Genomic DNA, 15,169 nt, shown 5'->3' on the forward strand with positions numbered 1-15,169 from the left:
CCTCGGTCGTAGTGACAGTCACTGACGCTACCACGGAAGCGACAGTCACTGACGTAACCTAGGATGGAGTGATGCCGAGGAGTGGCGCCGAAGCGCGCGCGAGACTGCGCGAGGCCGCCCTGCAGCTGTACGCCGAGCGCGGCTACGAGGCCACGACCACCGCGGAGATCGCCGCCCGGGCCGGCGTGACCGAGCGGACGTACTTCCGGCACTTCGCCGACAAGCGCGAGGTCCTCTTCGACGGCGAGTCCGAGTTGCGGTCCGTCCTGGTGGGAGCGATCGAGTCGGCACCGGATCTGGCGTCGTTGTCGCTGGTCCTGCGGGCCTACGAGGCCGCGGTGCCGCTGTTCGTCGCCGGCCGTCCGATCGCCGAGCGGCGGGCCGCGATCATCGCGACGGCTCCGGCGCTGCAGGAGCGGGCCTACGCGAAGGGGGCCGCGCTGACCGAGGCGATCGTCGGGGCGCTGGTGGCGCGAGGCGTGGCGGAGCCGACGGCCCGGCTGGCCGCGCGCACGGGGGCGGCGGTGTTCGAGCGCGGGAGCCGGGCCTGGAACGGACAGACGGCCGAGGACCTCACGGCCCGAATCGCCCAGGCCGCAGCCGAGCTGCGGACCTTGACCACGTGACCCGGCCGCGCGCCGGCGCGCGGAGCTTTTCGCCCCGGAATGCCCCGACAGCACCATCGTCGGAAATACGAATACCGTGCCACCACTGATGCCGTACCTGAATTCCCCTTCGTAGCTTGTCGCTCAGAGCTCCGACCTCCGAGCGACAGGGGAACGACGTGACCGGTGCCCAGTACCCCAGCGACGCCCAGAAGGCCGCCCACGACCTGTCCGGCGACGTCGAACAGGTCCGCTACGACCTGAACTTCACCGACTTCGACGCGGCCTTCACCCAGTTCAAGAACGACTACCGCGTCGTCGACCTGCACGGGTATCTCGACGGAGGCGTCGACCGCTTCTCGGTCGTGTACGCGCGGGAGAAGGGGCCGCTCGGCGGCATCGTCACGGTCGGCCTCACCAAGGAGGACGTCGACAAGGGACGGGTGGACCACGCGGCCGCCGGGCAACGCCCGGTGCTGTTCTCCGGCTACCGCAGCTCGGCCGGGCGCAGCTTCGCCTGGGTCTGGGAGCCGATGCCCGGCTCGAAACGCACGGTCCACCGCGACATGCCGATCGGCGACCTGCAGCAGCGCATCGACCAGGCCCGGAGCCGCGGCCGCCGGATCGTCGACGTGTCGGTGTACGAGAACCCGTTCGCCACCAACCCGATCCAGTTCACGACGATCGAGGACCACGACGACGGCCTCACCGAGTGGGCGATCACCGGCCCGTCCGACTCCGACCGCACCCAGGCCGAGTTCGAGTCGATGACCGCCGACGGCTGGCGTCTGCTCCGGACGGCCGGGACCGGAACGCAGTACGTCCGGCTCTGGGAACAGACGCCGTCGGCCTTCCAGGCCCGCCGCGCGATCTCGTCGGCCGACCTCGGCACCGCGCTGAGCGACCGCGACGCCGACGGGCTGCGCCCGGACCAGCTCGACTCGTTCTCCCGGGGCACCCCGCCCGTCGCCAAGCACTGCCCGGTCTGGCGCCGCCGCGACGCGGCCGACGTCGTTCCGGCGCTGGTCGCGGACTTCGCGTCGGCCTACGGGATGCCGGCCGTCTCGCTCGCGGTGGCCCGCCGCGGCCGGCTGGCCTACACGTTCGGTTTCGGGGGGCTGGTCGTTCCGGACACCGTGTCGGTTCCCGGCGTCATCGTCGTCGACACCGGCGGCGAGACGTTCCCGATCCCGGAACCCACCGTGGTGCGTCCCCATCCGGTCCAGCCGGACCGGACCCTCTTCCGCATCGCCAGCCTGACCAAGCCGATCACCGCGGCCGCGGTGCTCCGCCTGGTGGAGGACGGCCATCTGCGGCTCGACGACCGGATCCTGGCCCCCGGTGGTGCGCTGGCCTCGTTCGTGACGACGCCGGCCGACGCGCGGATCAGCGACATCACCGTGCGGAACCTCCTCCAGCACGGGGCCGGCGGCTGGTCGAACGAGAACGACGATCCGATGTACACCCGCCTCGCTCTGTCCACCGACGACCTCGTCCGCACGGTGCTCGCCGAGCGCGCGCTCGACAACGCGCCCGGCACCGCCTACGCGTACTCGAACTTCGGCTACTGCCTGCTCGGACGGCTGGTCGAGGCGGTCACCGGCCAGACCTACGAGAAGCACGTCCAGGACGACCTGCTCGCCCGGTGCGGCGTCACCGGCATGTCGATCGCGAACGACGGCCGGCCGGCGGGCGACGTCATCCGCTGCTACCCGGCCGCCGACGACACGGTCGACCCCTACGGGCACCGCATCGACCGGATGGACTCCCACGGCGGGTGGCAGGCCACCGCGCTCGACGTGCTCCGGTTCGCCGTCCACGTCTCCGACGTCGTCTCCCCCACGTCGATGACCACGATGACGACGCCCAGCGGGCTGCCGGGCAGCGAGGGGTACGCGGCCGGCTGGGCGATCGGCCCGTCGACCAGCCGGGACCCGGGGACCTGGAGTCACGACGGCGTGCTACCGGGCGCGACCGGGCTGCTGCAGCGCACTCCCGACGGCCTGTGCCTGGTCGCGCTCACGAACTACAACGAGCGCAAGGACGAGTCGAGCCGGACCGCGGACGGCCTCTACCGGCTGATGATGCGAATCCGCAGCGAGGTCGACTACTGGCCCCTCGACGCCCAGCTATGACGCGGAACGGACCGCGAACCGGAGGTGCAACACCCGATCACCCTGGATCACGACGTGTGGATCCTCCAGGAGGTGCTGCCCGTCGATCCGGCCGAAGTACCGCTTGCCCGATCCGAACACGACCGGCACCACGTCCATCGCCACCTCGTCGACGAGGCCGGCGGCGAGGAGCTGGCTGCCGACGTCGCCGGCGTTGACGCTGACGATCCGGTTCCCGGCGAGCTCCTGGGCGGTATCGATCGCCGTCGCGATGTCGTCGACGAAGTGGTACGACGCCTCCGGGTGCCAGCCCGGGGGCTTCGGCCGGTGCGACACCACGACGACGTGGTCGCCGGCCGGCGGGTCGCCCTCCCAGCCGTTCACCAGGTCGAACAGTGTCCGGCCCAGAACGATCACGCCGATCGACTCCCACATCGGACGGACGTACCCGGCCGAGACGCGGGAGACCCGGAAGCCGGACTGGTCCTCGTCGGTCAGCGGGGTGTCGCCGCTGAAGTACCACTCGTGCAAAGGCCCTACGTCGTCGTTGTCATCGGCGATGAAGCCGTCGACCGACACCACATCGTGCATGATCACTGTGCCCATGGGGGCTGATCCTGTCGTCAGGACGTGCGGTCGTCTTGTAGGAAATCCCCCGCCGGCATCGGCCCGTTGTCCGGCGGAAACCCTTCGCGGGCCGGAAACCGACGCCGCAGCGAGAGGTACCCGGTCGGGGTGTGACCGGTGAACTCCTTGAACTCCCGGCTGAAATGGGCCTGGTCGAAGAACCCGCTCGACTGGGCCAGCGCCGACCAGTCGACCGGCCCCCGGGCGTCCACCGACAGGATCAGACGCGCGAACCGGTAGATCCGCGCCACCCGCTTCGGGGTGACTCCCACATGGGTCTTGAACTGCGCAGCCAGGTGGTTGCGGCCCACGCCGGCGGCGTCGGTCAGCGCGCCGACCGGGTGCGTGCCGCCGGTCGTCTCCAGCCGCCGACCGGCGTACCGGACCAGGTCGAGACCGCGCGGCGAGACCATCCTCGACCGGAGTTCCTCCTCGACGAGCCGCAGGGCGACGCGATCCGGCTCGGCCGCGATCCGGTCGCGGATCCGGTCCAGCGACCGGGGCCAGACCGCGTCGACCGGGATCCATCGATCCCGCAGTTCGCTCGCCGGAAGGCCGGCGAACGGGGAGATCCCCCACGGCTTGAAGTGCACCCCGACGAGCCGGACCCGCGCCGGGTATTCGACCACGAAGCGCCTGGTCCACACGCCCACGAACCAGCCGTCCGTGAACAGCGCGGGCGAGGCGGACGGGTCGGAGTCGACCAACCGGACCGGGTCGCCCAGGTTGAGGAACAGGTGCGCCGACGGCATCGGCGGCACGGTCACGCGCCGGTGGCGTGGCTCGCCGCTCAGACAGTAGATGTCGTCGACGAACCCGTCGAGCGGTGGCTCGGGCACCCGGCTGAGATACTCCACCGACCCAGTTTCCTACCGGGTCAGGCCGGGAGGCGCCTTCGGCGGGAGAGGAGCATCTCCCGGGCCAGGCGGGCGATCTCCCGGGTCGCCGGGGACAGCACGGTCGACTCGCGGTGGATCAGCGCGATCGTGTCGTACAGCGGCTCGGCGAACGGCACCGTCCCCACCCCGGCCGGGAAGTTCAACCCCTGCGACACGGCCCGGCAGATGAACGTGTCCCCGATCCCCCGCGCCACCAGCCCCAGCGCCGCCTCGACGTGCTCCACCTCGATCCGCGCCTCGAGCTTCACACCCTCGAGCTGGGCCCGATCGGACAGCTGCCGCCGGGTCGGGTCCTTCCAGCCGTAGTGGGCGTCGTACAGGATCAACTCCGCCTCGGCCAGCTGCCGGGTCGTGATCGGCGACGTCAGATGCGCGGGATCGGCGCTGGCGTACACCACCTCGTCGCGAAGCAGCGGACGGACGGTCAGCCCGGCGTCGTCGATCGGCAGCACGACCAGGCCGGCCTCCAGGTCACCGGCCGCGACCGACGCGGCGACCTCGACCGAGTTCTGGCCGACCAGCCGGACGCGGACGTTCGGGTAGGCGTCGTAGAACTGCTCGACGAGGTTCGTCAGCAGGTAGTAGTCGGCGTTGCGGAGGACGCCGAACGTGGCCACCCCACCGCCCAACGACCGCAGCGAACGCAGGGCCTGCTCGCCGCTCTCGGCCGCCGCCACCGCCTGCTCGGCGTAGGGCAGCAGCTCCTCGCCGGCCGTCGCCAGGATCAGCCGCCGCGGCCCGCGGGTGAACAGCGGCAGGCCGTGTTCCTCCTCCAGCCGACGGATCAACTCGGAGACCGAGGCCTGGGACATCTGTAACGACGCCGCGGCGGCGGTGAACGAACCGGTCCGGACCGCCGCAAGGAAGGCACGCAGCTGGTTGAGCGTCACGCCCGGGAGGTTAGCTACAGGGAAACCCGATGGGAAGTACAAGAGACATCAGGCTAGACCAGCGGCCCCGCGCTTTCTACGCTTCCGGTCCATGCAGCTGATTCCTTCTCGCGTCGCCCATCTGGCCAGCGCTTACAAGGTGCTGAAGGCCCCCGCGGTCGCCGGACCCGAGGCGCAGCGCGACCCCGCGGTCATCGCCCGGGTCAGCGAGATGTTGTCCACGATCGAGCGCGACGGCATGGACGCCGTCCTGCGGTACGCCCGGGAGCTGGACGGCTGGGACAGAGACGATGTCGAGATCGATCCGGCCACCCCGGCCGGTGACGCGCTCACCCCAGAACTCCGGGCCGCGCTGGAACTCGGCCAGCAGCGCACCGAGGCGTTCGCCCGGCTGTCCCGCGAGAAGCTCGTCGACTTCGAGGCCGAGCTCGTGCCCGGCCTGACCGTCGGGCACCGGTACATCCCGATCGCCCGGGTCGGCGCGTACCTGCCTGCCGGCCGGTTCCCGTTGCTGGCCAGCGCGTTCATGACGGTCAACGTGGCCAAGGTGGCCGGCGTCCCGACCGTCGTCGCCTGCACTCCGCCGCAGCCGGACGGCCGGCCGAACCCCGCGGTCCTCTACGCGGCGCAGATCTCGAAGGCCGACCGGATCTTCTGCCTCGGCGGCGTCCAGGCGCTGGCCGCGATGGCGTTCGGGCTGCTCGGCGAGCTCCCCGTCGACATGCTCGTCGGCGCAGGCAACGCCTACGTGGCGGAAGCGAAGCGTCAGCTGTTCGGGACGGTCGCGATCGACCTGCTGGCCGGCCCGTCCGAGGTCGCGGTGATCGCCGACGAGACCGCCGACGTCGAACTGGTGGCGGCCGACCTGCTGGGCCAGGCCGAGCACGGACCGGACAGCCCGGCCGCGCTCGTCACGACGTCGGAGGAGCTGGCCACCGCGGTCATCGCCGAGGTCGACCGGCAGCTGGAGACGCTGGCCACCAACGGCATCGCGGGCCCGGCCTGGCGCGACCACGGCAGCGTCGTCTGGGCCGAGGACCGGGAGACCGCGGTCGCGCTGATGGACGAGTTCGCGCCGGAGCACCTCGAGGTGCACACCGCCGACGACGACTGGTACTGGGGCGCGCTGCGCAACTACGGCTCCCTGTTCCTGGGGCACGCGAGCACGGTTGCATACTCGGACAAAGGAATGGCGGGCACGAACCACGTATTACCGACCGCTGGCGGCGCCCGGCACAGTGCCGGACTCTCGGTCTCCCGCTTCCTCAAGCCGCTGACGTACCAGCGGGTGACGCCCGGCGCCACCCCCGACCTCGCGGTCGCGGTCGACGAGATGTCGGCCTACGAGGGCATGGCGGCCCACCGGGCGACGGCGACGCTCCGCCTCGACCGCTGGCCGGCCTGATCGAAGCACCTCCAGAGAGGACGGAACATGACGGTCTTGTTCGAGGCGCGCGGGATCACGAAACGGTACGGGCACGTCCAAGCCCTCAGCGGCGCCGATTTCAGCGTCGACGCCGGCGAGGTCGTCGCGCTGATCGGTGACAACGGAGCAGGCAAGAGCACGCTGGTGAAGTGCCTCTCCGGCGTGCAGGCGCCGGACGAGGGCGAGATCCTGCTCCGCGGCGAGCCGGTGACCATGCAGTCGCCGCTGCACGCCCGCAACCTGGGCATCGAGACCGTCTACCAGGACCTCGCGCTGGCGCCCGAACTCGGCCCGGCCGAGAACGCGTACATCGGGCGCGAGCTGCTCAAGCCCGGCTTCCTGGGCAAGCTCGGCGTCCTCGACCGCAAGACCATGCGCACGAAGGCGGCCGAGTCGTTCCGCTCTCTCGGCACCGACGTGAAGGACCTGGACGCCCCGGTCGCCGCCCTCTCCGGCGGTCAGCGGCAGAGCGTCGCGATCTGCCGGGCGGTGATGTGGGCCAAGGGCATCATCTTCATGGACGAGCCGACCGCGGCGCTCGGCGTCCGGCAGACCCGCAACGTGCTCAAACTGGTCCGGCGGGTCGCCGACTCCGGCGTCGCGGTGGTGCTGATCAGCCACAACATGACCGAGGTCCTCGAGGTCGCCGACCGGATCGAGGTGCTCCGGCTCGGCAAGCGGGTGGCTCAGCTCAAAGCCGAGGACTGCGACGTCGAACAGCTGGTCGGCGCGATGACCGGCGCTCTGGACGGGGTGGCGTGATGAGCCTGGACACCGCACCCTCCCTGGACGCCGTCGGCGAGTCGGTCTCCCCGCGCAGGCGGGCGATGACCAAGCTGTTCTCCGCGACCCCGTTCTACCTGGCGGGCGTGCTGCTGCTGATGGCGATCGCGTTCTCGGTCCTGCGCCCGGACGCGTTCCCGACACCGGCGAACTTCCGCAACATCCTCACCGACGTCAGCGTCCTGCTGGTGATGGCCGTCGGCATGACGTACGTGATGGTCGCCGGCGGGTTCGACCTGTCGATCGGCTCGGTGCTGGTCTTCTCCGGCGTGATGGCGGCCAAGACGATGGGCGCGGTCGGCGGCGAGGGCTGGTCGCCGGTGTTCGCCGGGCTGGTCGTCGCGCTGATCTCCGGCATCGTGTGGGGGCTCTTCAACGGCTTCTGCGTCACCCGGTTACGCGTCCCCGCGCTGATCACGACGCTCGGCACGACCGGGGCCGCGCTCGGCATCGCCCGGTTGATCACCGACGGCAACGACGTCCGGACCGTGCCGCTCGCGCTGATCAAGTTCTCGGTCGACGAGTGGCTCGGGCTGCCCGCGCTGGTCTGGATCTCCGCGGTCGTCACGATCGCCGGCGGGCTGCACCTGGCCTACACCCGCTTCGGACGGCACACGTACATCGTCGGCTCGAACGCCGAGGCCGCCCGCCGGGCCGGTATCAACGTCGACCGGCACCTCGTCCGCCTCTACGCGCTCTCCGGCCTGCTCGCGGGTCTGGCCGGGATGATGTCGCTGACCCGCTTCTCGACGACCACGATCGCCGGCCACGCCCAGGACTCGCTGCAGGTCATCACCGGCGTCGTGCTCGGTGGCGTCAGCCTGTTCGGCGGCGTCGGCACGATCGTCGGCACCACGGTCGGCATGTTCATCTCGTCCGTGCTGAACAACGGGCTGATCGTCGTCGACGTGAAGCCGTTCTGGCAGGAAGTGGCGATCGGCTTCATCTTGATCATCGCCGTCTACATCGACCAGCGCCGTCGGAACCGCCGCGACCGCGGCTGACCCCTCACCCAGCTCCCAGCGTCAAAACCCCCGAAAGAGGAACGTCGATGCGCAAGGTATTCGTGCTGGCCGCCGCCTTACCCCTGCTCCTCACCGCCTGTAGCAGCTCGGACGACGGAGGGTCGTCAGGGTCCAAGAAAGTCGTCTACATCCAGGGCATGTCGGGCATCCCGTTCTACCAAACGGTCGCCTGCGGTGCGACCGAGCAGGCCAAGAAGGACGGGGTCAAGTTCTCGTACCAGGGCGCGTCGGAGTGGGACGTCGCCAAGCAGACGCAGATCGTCGACGCGGTCGTGGCCTCCAAGCCGGACGCGATCATGATCTCGGTGACCGACACCAAGGCGATGATCGCGCCGCTGACCAAGGCCAAGGCGGCCGGCATCCCGGTGATCGGGATCGACGACAACCTGCAGGACCCCAGCGTCATGAACACCTACATCCAGTCCGACAGCATCGAGGGCGGCAAGCTCGCCGGCAAGAAGATGGGCGAGCTGCTGAACGGCCAGGGCGCGGTGATGGCGCTCAACAACGAACCCGGCACCCCGATCGGTGACGCCCGGGTCGAGGGCTTCAAGCAGGGCATCGCCGAGTTCCCCGGCATCAAGTTCCTCGGCGTCCAGTACACCCAGAACGCGACCGCGAAGGCCGCGAACCTGGCGTCCACCACCGCGACGTCGAACAAGGCGCTGAACGGCATCTTCGGCGTCACCACGAACAACACGGAGGGCGCGGTCACCGGCATCCGCGAGGCCGGCCGGACCGGGCAGATCAAGGTCGTCGGCTACGACACGTCGGACCCGATCGTCGAGGCGCTGAAGAACGGCGCGGCCGACGCGCTCGTCGTCCAGTACCCGTTCGGCGAGGGCAAGCAGGGCATCCAGGCGGCCCAGAAGATCTGGAAGGGCGAGTCGGTGCCGAAGAAGCAGTCGTCGCCGTTCGTCGTCGCGACCAAGGACAACCTGAACACCGCTGAGGTGCAGGAGTACATCTACAAGATGACCTGCTCATGACCCTGATCGGCCAGCACCTCGGCGACGGACCCTCGGCTCGGACGATGCCGCCGGACTTCGCGATCGCGATCCGTCCGGGCACCGGCACCGACACCGCGAGGGCCGCCGCCGAGCGGGGCGAGCGGCGCCACTCGATGAAGGGCTTCGACGACACCTACGTCGACATCCTCGACTACATCGTCCGGATCACCCACCGGATCTGGGAGGACCAGGACGTCGGCTACATCTACGACACGTACGCGCCCGGCTGCTTCGTTCACGACGACCACGGTGCGCACTACGGCGTCGAGCGAGTCGTCGCCGGCACGATGCAGAGCATCCACGCCTTCCCCGACCTGCGGTCGTACGCCGACGACGTGATCTGGGCCGGCGACGACGTGCAGGGGTTCGTCACGTCGCACCGGTACATCACGACCGGCCACCACCTCGGCCCGTGGGAGCACGGGCCGGCGACCGGGCGCCGGATGAACATGTGGGGCATCGCCAACTGCGTGATCCGTGAGAACGAGATCTTCGAGGAGTGGGTGCTCTACAACATGGGCTCGAAGCTGGCCCAGCTCGGAATCGACGTCGCCGACGCGGCCCGCCGGTTCGGCAACGAGATCGCCGGCACCCCGGTGGCCGAGCGGTACGTCTCCGAGGTCGACCGGCTGACCGGCGGCCGCAAACCCGAGTACTACCCGGAGCACGACGGGCCCGGGTTCGACCCCGAGCACTTCGTCCGGGCGCTGTTCCACAACGTCTACAACCGGCGGGACCTCAGCGCCGTCGACCGGTCCTACAGCAGCACGGTCCGCTGGAAGGGCACGTCGAACCGGGCCGGCTACGGCCGGGGTGACGTCAAGGGCATGGCCCGCAGCCTGCTGGCGACGTTCCCCGACCTGGGGATGCAGGTCGACGAGGTCTACTGGATGGGCAACGACACCGACGGCTACCGGATCTGCGTCCGGTGGACCGCGGCCGGCTCGCACCGCGGGTACGGGCTGTACGGGCCGCCGACCGGGCGGCGCGTCCACCTCTGGGGCATCTCGCAGCTCTACGTCACCGACGGGCGCGTCACCGAGGAGTGGAACCTGTTCAACGAGTTCGACGTGATGGCCCAGATCCTCAGCGACGCCCCGGCCCCGATGGTGCCGTGACCAGGGTCGTCTGCGCCCAGCTCGCCCCGGTGATCGGGGACCTGTCGGCGAACGCCGGTACGTCCACGGCGGCGGTCGAGGCCGCCGCCGCGGACGGCGCCGACCTGATCGTGCTGCCGGAGCTCGTCACGTCCGGCTATGTGTTCTCGTCGGCCGCCGAGGCGCGGTCGCTGGCGATCCCGCCTGGCTCCCCGCTGCTCGCGGACTGGGGCCGGGCGGCCGGGAACGCGACAGTCGTGGGCGGCTTCTGCGAAGCCGGCGACGACGGTCGCGTGTACAACAGCGCCGCGGTCGTCGACCGGTCCGGCGTACTGGCCGTCTACCGCAAGACCCACCTCTGGGACGCCGAGGGCACGGCGTTCTCGCCCGGCACCGCCGCTCCCCCGGTCGTCGAGACGGCGGCGGGCCGGGTCGGCGTCCTGATCTGCTACGACATGGAGTTTCCGGAGATGACCCGGGGCCTGGCCCTGGCCGGCGCCGACGTCTTGGCCGTGCCGACGAACTGGCCGCTGATGCCCCGTCCGGACGGCGAACGCCCGGGCGAGGTGGTGACCGCGATGGCCGCCGCCCGGGCGAACCGGGTCTACCTCGCCTGCTGCGACCGCACCGGCGTCGAGCGCGGCCAGTCCTGGACCGAGGGCACGTCGATCGTCGACCCGGACGGTTGGGTGCTCGCGACGGCGGGACCCGGCGTGGCGTCCATAGCGGTGGACGTGGACCTCGGCGCTGCGCGTCGGAAGACGATCTCGGACGTCAACGACGTCCTGGCCGACCGCCGGACCGACGTCTACCGGCAGTTCTGACCCCTCTCGTTGGGAGTTTCCGCATGATCACCTACCTGAAGTCTGTCCCGAGCGCGCCCCGCGGCTCGTCCGTGACCGATCCCGACGTCGCCGCGACCGTCGCCGCGATCCTGGACGACGTGCGTTCCCGGGGCGATGCCGCGGTGGCGGAGTACTCGGCGAAGTTCGACGGCTGGTCGCCGGCGTCGTTCCGGCTGAGCGCGGCGCAGATCGAGGAGCTGATCGGCAGCCTGCCCCGGCAGGTGATCGACGACATCGAGTTCGTGCAGGCCCAGGTGCGCCGGTTCGCCGAGCACCAGCGCGCGTCGCTGACCGACTTCGAGGTCGAGACGCTGCCGGGCGTCATTCTCGGGCAGAAGCAGGTGCCGGTGGCGGCCGTCGGCGCGTACGTGCCGGGCGGACGCTACCCGCTGACCGCGTCGGCGCACATGACGATCGTGACCGCGAAGGTCGCCGGGGTGGAGCGGGTCGTGGCGTGCACGCCGCCGATCCGGGGTTCGATTCCGGCCGCGACGGTGGCGGCGATGGCGATGGCCGGTGCCGACGAGATCTACCTGCTCGGCGGCGTGCAGGCAATGGCCGCGATGGCGCTGGGCACCGAGACGATCGACCGGGTCGACCTGATCGCCGGGCCCGGGAACGCCTACGTCGCCGAGGCCAAGCGGCGGCTGTTCGGCGAGGTCGGCATCGACCTGTTCGCCGGTCCGACCGAGATCCTCGTGATCGCCGACGACGACGCCGACCCGTTCGTCGTCGCGGTGGACCTGCTGAGCCAGGCCGAGCACGGGCCCGATTCCCCGGCGGTGCTGGTCACGACGTCATCGTCGGTGGCTTCGGCGGCTCTTGCGTTCATCGAGAAGCTGCTCGTGGACATGCCGACCCGGGACCTGGCCGGGCCGGCCTGGCGGGACCACGGGCAGGTGCTGGTGGTCTCGTCCCTGGAGGAGGCGTTCACGGTGGCCGACTCGTTCGCGAGCGAGCACGTGGAGGTCCTCACGCGTTCGCCGCGCGAGGCTCTGACGGCTATGAAGCACTACGGGGCGCTGTTCCTCGGCGAGGGGACGTGCGTGTCCTACGGCGACAAGGTGATCGGCACCAACCACGTGCTGCCGACCCGGGGCAACTCCCGGTTCACCGGCGGGCTGTGGGTCGGCAAGTACCTGCGGACGGTGACGTACCAGGAGGTCACCGACCCGGCGTCGAGCGCGTACCTCGGCGAGGTGTGCGGGCGGGCGTCGCGGGTCGAGCTGTTCGAGGGGCACGCCCGGTCCGGCGACGTCCGGGCGGCGAAGTATGCCGGGGCGCCGCTGTCGTGGTCCAACCATTACGTCCATGCCTGATCGGCTGGTCGCGCGGACCGCGCTGATCACCGGGGCGGGCAACGGGCTGGGCCGGGCGTTCGCCACGGCGCTGGACGCCCGAGGCGTCCGAACGGTGCTGACCGGGCGTCGGCGCGAGCCGCTCGAGGAGACCCGGGCGCTGCTCGGCAACGCCCGGGTGGCGACGGTCGACGTGGCCTCGCCGGAGTCGGTGGCCGCGCTGGCCGACGAGCTGGCCGACGAGGAGATCTCGATCCTGGTCAACAACGCCGGCGTGCCCGGCCCGGTGAAGCCGCTGACCGAGATCGAACCGGACGAGTGGGACGACGTCTTCGCGGTGAACGTCCGCGGGATCTACCTGGTGTGCCGGGCCTTCCTGCCGCCGATGGTGGCGCGCGGGGCCGGCGACGTCATCAACCTGTCGTCGGTCAGCGGGAAGCGTCCGCTGGCCAACCGGACGCCGTACACCGCGTCGAAAATGGCAGTGATCGGGTTGTCGAATACGCTCGGGGCCGAGGTCGGGACGGCCGGGGTGCGGGTCAACACGCTGTCGCCGGGGCCGGTGCGGGGGCCGCGGATGGAGCGGAACTACCGGCTGGAGGCGGAGCGCAGCGGGGTGAGCGTCGAGGAGGCCGAGCGGGCGTTCACGTCACGGGCGACGCTGGGGCGGATGGTGGAGGAGTCGGAGGTGGCCGATGCGCTGGTCGCGATGCTGACGATGACCGGCCTGCACTGCGCCGACATCGACCTGTCGGCCGGCATGGTGGGCCGGTGACTCAGGAGCCGCCGTTCGAGCGGCGGCGCCGTCCCGAGCTGGTGCTGCTGCCGGGGATGCTCGGGGACGCCGACGCCTGGGATCCGGTGGCCGAGCGCCTGATGGACGTCGCCACGATCCGGGTCGGGCGCATCGACCTCGACGAGACGATCGCCGACGCGGCCGCCGGGGCGCTGGCCGACGCGCCCCCGGAGTTCGCGCTGGCCGGGCACTCGCTCGGCGCGATCGTCGCGCTGGAGATGGTGCGTCAGGAGCCGCACCGGATCAAGCGCCTCGCGCTGCTCAACAGCAGCGGACGCGCCCCGACCGACGCCCAGCGGGAGGCCTGGCGCGGCTGGGACGAGCGGGTCGCGGCCGGGGAGTTCGACGCGGTCGCCGGCGAGCTGGCCGAGGCGACGCTCCCGGCCGGCCGCCGCGATCTCGTCCCGGTGAACGTGCGGATGGCGTCCTCGGTCGGCCCGGCCGGGTTCCGCCGCGAGCTGGCCGTGCAGCAGTCCCGCACCGACGCGCGTCCCGGTCTCGCCACGATCGCGGTGCCCACGCTGGTGATCCGCGGCGACCTGGACGAGGTGAGCCCGGCTGCGCTGCAGCAGGAGCTGGCCGACGGGATCCCGGGCGCCCGGCTGCACGTGCTGCCCGGTGTCGGCCACCTGTCGCCGCTGGAAGCCCCGGACGCCGTGGCGTCGCTACTCCGGCAGTGGCTGCACGGCTGAGCCGCCCGCGGCCGGCGCGGCGGAGCCGGGCGATGGCGGCGCGGCGGAGCCGGGCGATGGCGGCGCGGGGGCGCAGTGCGTGGATCGCAGGACCGGCGTGACCGGGTGGATCACCCGGCGGCCGCCGCCGGCGAAGCCCCCGATCCGCTCCAGCAGCAGCGTCACCGCGGAGCGGAGCATGTCGCCGAACGGCACGTGGATCGTGGTCAGCGACACGATCGGCCAGGCCGAGCTCTCCAGGTCGTCGAACCCGACCAGCGCCAGGTCGTCGGGCACGCGCAGCCCGGCCGCGGAGGCCGCGTTCAGCGCGCCGATCGCGATGATGTCGTTCGCGCAGAACAGCGCGGTGGGCCGGTGGCGTCCGCGCAGCACCGCGGCCAGCGACTCGGCCCCGTGGGCCTGGTCGAACGCCCCCTCCCGGACCCGGGTGTCGGGCAGGTCGACGCCGGCCTCGGCGAGCCGGGAACGGAATCCGGCCGCCCGTTCCCGGCCGGTGCTGGTGTCGTCCGGGCCGAGCAGTGCGCCGATCCGGCGGTGACCGGCGTCCAGGAGGATCTGCGCGGCGGCCGCTCCGCCGGCCCGGTTGTCGGCCACCGAGGCGTCCAGATCGGAGCCTTCGACGTAGCGGTGGAGCAGCACGGCGGGCACCCCGCGCCGGCGGAGCGTGGCCGGGAGGGACGAGCCGAGCCGGGCCGTGCTGACGATCACCCCGTCGACGCCGCCGCCGAGCAGGTGTTCCTCGACGTCGTCGGGATCGCCGTGGCCGGCCAGCAGCGTGAGCCGGTAGCCGCGACCGGCGAGCTCGTCGTGGAGCCGGCCGACCAGCAGCGACCACAGCGGGTTGTCGAGGTCGACGACCATCGCGATGCGCTGGGTGCTGCCGGTCGAGAGCGCGCGGGCCCGGGCGCTGGGCACGTAGTCGAGCGCCTGCGCGGCCTCCAGGACCCGGCGGACGGTCTCCGCGCCGATGCTCGGGTCCCGCCGGAGCGCCCGCGAGACCGTCGCCTGCGAGACGCCGGCTCGCGCGGCGACGTCGAAGCTGGTGATCTTGCGAGCGGGCAC

Annotated in this window: 15 protein-coding genes; 11 read left to right on the top strand and 4 right to left on the bottom strand. The window is 71.4% G+C overall.

Going from position 1 to position 15,169, the window contains the following annotated elements:
* Positions 1–71 precede the first annotated feature (71 nt).
* Together FL583_RS09305 and FL583_RS09310 are read left to right on the top strand one after the other, a co-directional pair.
* Positions 72–626 carry a TetR/AcrR family transcriptional regulator gene (locus FL583_RS09305; protein WP_142704151.1) on the top strand — a complete coding sequence of 185 codons (555 nt, stop codon included), beginning with the start codon at positions 72–74 and terminating at the stop codon, positions 624–626.
* A 158-nt stretch (positions 627–784) separates the two neighbouring features.
* Entirely contained in the window at positions 785–2,740 is a 1,956-nt protein-coding gene (locus FL583_RS09310; protein WP_142704152.1) for a serine hydrolase, read from the top strand.
* Here the strand turns inward: FL583_RS09310 and FL583_RS09315 are convergent.
* From FL583_RS09315 to FL583_RS09325, 3 genes are read right to left on the bottom strand one after another with little or no spacing between them, the layout of a single operon-like run.
* Complete coding sequence (locus tag FL583_RS09315; protein ID WP_142704153.1) at positions 2,735–3,325, bottom strand: dihydrofolate reductase family protein; 591 nt, start codon at positions 3,323–3,325, stop codon at positions 2,735–2,737. The genes FL583_RS09310 and FL583_RS09315 overlap by 6 nt on opposite strands.
* 17 nt (positions 3,326–3,342) lie before the next feature.
* Positions 3,343–4,203 (bottom strand): helix-turn-helix domain-containing protein, encoded by an 861-nt coding sequence (locus FL583_RS09320; RefSeq protein ID WP_142704154.1) that lies wholly within the window; start codon positions 4,201–4,203, stop codon positions 3,343–3,345.
* Positions 4,204–4,223: 20 nt separating this feature from the next.
* Positions 4,224–5,135 carry a LysR family transcriptional regulator gene (locus FL583_RS09325; RefSeq protein ID WP_142704155.1) on the bottom strand — a complete coding sequence of 304 codons (912 nt, stop codon included), beginning with the start codon at positions 5,133–5,135 and terminating at the stop codon, positions 4,224–4,226.
* A 91-nt stretch (positions 5,136–5,226) separates the two neighbouring features.
* On the opposite strand from FL583_RS09325, the gene hisD (FL583_RS09330) reads away from it, so the two are divergent.
* Genes hisD (FL583_RS09330) through FL583_RS09370 form a run of 9 tightly spaced genes read left to right on the top strand, consistent with a single transcriptional unit; the run spans position 5,227 to position 14,107 of the window.
* Positions 5,227–6,540, top strand: coding sequence for a histidinol dehydrogenase (gene hisD, locus FL583_RS09330; protein WP_142704156.1), 1,314 nt, complete (start codon positions 5,227–5,229; stop codon positions 6,538–6,540).
* A 27-nt stretch (positions 6,541–6,567) separates the two neighbouring features.
* Positions 6,568–7,323 (top strand): ATP-binding cassette domain-containing protein, encoded by a 756-nt coding sequence (locus tag FL583_RS09335; protein WP_142704157.1) that lies wholly within the window; start codon positions 6,568–6,570, stop codon positions 7,321–7,323.
* The gene (locus FL583_RS09340) at positions 7,323–8,348 is read left to right on the top strand and encodes an ABC transporter permease (RefSeq protein ID WP_142704158.1); all 1,026 of its coding nucleotides are present in this window, start codon (positions 7,323–7,325) and stop codon (positions 8,346–8,348) included. Before FL583_RS09335 ends, FL583_RS09340 begins: the two co-directional genes overlap by 1 nt.
* A 47-nt stretch (positions 8,349–8,395) precedes the next feature.
* Positions 8,396–9,358 carry an ABC transporter substrate-binding protein gene (locus tag FL583_RS09345; RefSeq protein ID WP_142704159.1) on the top strand — a complete coding sequence of 321 codons (963 nt, stop codon included), beginning with the start codon at positions 8,396–8,398 and terminating at the stop codon, positions 9,356–9,358.
* Positions 9,355–10,497: an ester cyclase gene (locus FL583_RS09350; protein ID WP_142704160.1), complete on the top strand. Its 1,143-nt coding sequence runs from the start codon at positions 9,355–9,357 to the stop codon at positions 10,495–10,497. The genes FL583_RS09345 and FL583_RS09350 overlap by 4 nt, the downstream gene beginning before the upstream one ends.
* Positions 10,494–11,300, top strand: a complete 807-nt coding sequence (locus tag FL583_RS09355) for a nitrilase-related carbon-nitrogen hydrolase (protein WP_142704161.1) — start codon at positions 10,494–10,496, stop codon at positions 11,298–11,300. Before FL583_RS09350 ends, FL583_RS09355 begins: the two co-directional genes overlap by 4 nt.
* Before the next feature lie 23 nt (positions 11,301–11,323).
* Positions 11,324–12,640: a histidinol dehydrogenase gene (gene hisD, locus FL583_RS09360; protein ID WP_142704162.1), complete on the top strand. Its 1,317-nt coding sequence runs from the start codon at positions 11,324–11,326 to the stop codon at positions 12,638–12,640.
* Positions 12,633–13,394, top strand: a complete 762-nt coding sequence (locus FL583_RS09365; RefSeq protein ID WP_142704163.1) for an SDR family NAD(P)-dependent oxidoreductase — start codon at positions 12,633–12,635, stop codon at positions 13,392–13,394. Before hisD (FL583_RS09360) ends, FL583_RS09365 begins: the two co-directional genes overlap by 8 nt.
* Positions 13,391–14,107, top strand: coding sequence for an alpha/beta fold hydrolase (locus tag FL583_RS09370; protein ID WP_142704164.1), 717 nt, complete (start codon positions 13,391–13,393; stop codon positions 14,105–14,107). The genes FL583_RS09365 and FL583_RS09370 overlap by 4 nt, the downstream gene beginning before the upstream one ends.
* On the opposite strand, the gene FL583_RS09375 is transcribed toward FL583_RS09370, so the two are convergent.
* On the bottom strand, positions 14,081–15,169 hold the full coding sequence (locus tag FL583_RS09375) for a LacI family DNA-binding transcriptional regulator (protein WP_205751966.1): 1,089 nt from the start codon (positions 15,167–15,169) through the stop codon (positions 14,081–14,083). The two genes, FL583_RS09370 and FL583_RS09375, sit on opposite strands and share 27 nt — an antisense overlap.

This window comes from Cryptosporangium phraense (genome assembly GCF_006912135.1).
Taxonomy (GTDB): domain Bacteria; phylum Actinomycetota; class Actinomycetes; order Mycobacteriales; family Cryptosporangiaceae; genus Cryptosporangium; species Cryptosporangium phraense.